The organism is Methanosarcina sp. UBA5, from assembly GCF_002505485.1.
Taxonomy (GTDB): Archaea; Halobacteriota; Methanosarcinia; order Methanosarcinales; family Methanosarcinaceae; genus Methanosarcina.
On sequence record NZ_DAVG01000023.1, the window covers coordinates 1 to 2,542 of the forward strand.

The window sequence follows — 2,542 nt, forward strand, 5'->3', positions numbered from 1 at the left end:
ACTATTAAAGGTTCAGATTTTTATCATAGATTCACCGGGAAGTAAAAATTCCTATGAGAAATTAAGACCCATTAGAGACTTGTCATTTTATTTCTTATCCATTTAAGATCTTTTTGGCTTTATGGAAGATCAGGCTTGGAATAACCTGAATAGTCACAACGAGAAGTATAAACAGCCCCAGCTTTCCGTGAACAGATGATAGTATGGATACATCCAAGAGGCCAGAGGTTCGATCCCGCTTATCTCCACCAAGAAATATAAGGCTTCGCGGAAAGGACCTGTTGACAAAGTGGATTTTAAGCCTGGTTCCGTTGCAAAAAAATTATGATAGGGATTTACTGAAATAAATAGAAGTTCAGGAGTAATGGGGCTATCGATAGAAAATTTTTCGTGGTACAAAAGTATAACGTCCAGTGATAATGTTTATATCTATTTTTAGGTTTTTTCATTCTATAGTCTCTGGAGTAATACTGAACCTAAACACATAGCAGGTCTTAGCCAATCACGGTTTTAAATGGCGAGTAAATAAGCTCAAAACAATTATTGAAAATAATGTGTAAAGTGTTATAACTTACCAATTTTTGCTGTTAATCATAATACTTATCTGTTTTACAGTAATTAATCAATTCTCGTGGAAATCAACATCACACATTTTTAAGCAAAAACGATCCTCAGAAAAGAGATATGCCAATTGATGAAAGACCCGCCAACGTTCATCAATAGACTTATATGACGAATATCTCGTTTTGTATGTTATAAATTTTGGTAAATGACCATTTATAGAATAAACTTTCTATCTATATTAAGTATTTCAGAATAAAAAATTAGTTTCTGATAACAGGCTTTATAAAGATTACTAAATTTTTGCAAAAGTGAAGGGTACACCAGACTGCTGAAAACCCTCTCTTAATTTTTACTGTTTGTCGAGTTAAACGCATAGATTTCACTCAATCATAATTTGGAAAACACATGGTGAGCGGAGACTATGGAGAAATTACAATGAAAAATACGTAAAAGGTGCTAATGTGTCAGTTAATAAATCGGTCAATCGGATTGTGACAGGCTCTGGTGTAATATTAGCAGGGACCTTAATTGGATTACTCTTCGATATTAATGTTAAAAGAGTTCTCACATCATATCTTTCTCCCGGTGATTTCGGTATATATTCCTTTGCCCTTACAGTAATATCAATCACAGGAGTTATTGCAACTCTAGGGCTTGGTGATGGAGTGGCAAGGTACATTGCATACTTCAGAGGTAGAAATGAAGATCACAAAATTAATGAATTAATTACATCAGCAACAGTTATGGGTCTGTCTGCATCTGCAATTGCTATGATAGCCTCTCCGGCATTATTCGAGCATCTGGCAGGAAATGGATTTGATACACAGGGAGAAATTTCGGCCGTTATCAAAATTATGATATTTACGATTCCTACAACTATTCTTTTGAATGTCGCAGTAGGAGTTTACAGGGGATTCGATCGTACGAATGTAAATATGTACTTCAATAAACTCTTAAGGCCTCTGTCTCTGCTAATATTTTCTTTAGCTGCCATGCACTTCGGTTTATCCTTTCATGGAATAGTGTTTATGGATTTGCTTTCCATGATATTCACATTCTGTGTAATGTCAGTTTACTTTATTAAAAAGCCCCCATTTGAACCGAAATTAAAATTTAAATTTAGCGAACCTACAAAAGAATTATTCAGATATTCTTTTCCTATTCTAATAACTTCGACTCTGATAAATTTTATGACCTGGACAGCTACTATAATGCTTGGCTATTTCAAGTCAGCTGAGGTGGTAGGAGTATATAATGCAGTATCTCCTCTGGTAGGTTTTTTGACCATAATAGTCAGTCCTATGGGTTTTGTATATGTTCCTGTAGTGTCAAAGCTCTGGGGGGAAAACAAAACCGAATTAATAGGGCCTATCTACCAGATAATGACCAAATGGTGCTTCTTGCTCACATTTCCAATCTTTGTATTGATGTTTGTGTATCCAGAGTATCTTCTTACGAATATCTACGGAGCAGATTACGCAAGTGGAGCTATGGTCCTTCGAATTCTAACCCTAGGAGCTATAGCAAACTCATACTTCGGAGTTAATTACCACACTTTAATGGCATCCGGAAATTCTGACCTACTTATGAAGTGTTCGATAGCCAGTGCAGGAATGAACGTTCTTCTCAACTTCTTACTTATACCTCAATATGGAATATTAGGGGCAGCAATTGCATATTCCATATCGTTTTCAGCAAATGAAGTCTTCATGACCTTTAAAGTATGGAAAAATCAGAATATGCATCCTTTCACCTCAATGTACAGAAGACTAACTCTTATCAACATCTTCATAGTTTTGGTTATGCTCGCAGCCAGAAAGGCACTTATGATAACTGAAGCAAGCTGGGAATATGCAACTTTTATCATTCTGTACTTTGCAATCATTCATTATGCGAATATTTTGGACGAAAATGAGAAGAACATAGTAGGTGAGATCAGGAAAGGTATTTGGTTCTGTTGCAAAAATAATTTTTCTAT

The 2,542-nt window shown here is 35.4% G+C and carries 1 protein-coding gene; it reads left to right on the plus strand.

Translation table 11 applies throughout. The features are described 5' to 3' along the window. Positions 1-1,025: 1,025 nt before the first annotated feature. A partial coding sequence (locus tag BP621_RS02210; protein ID WP_292387730.1) for a flippase occupies positions 1,026-2,542 on the plus strand: 1,517 nt, incomplete at its 3' end.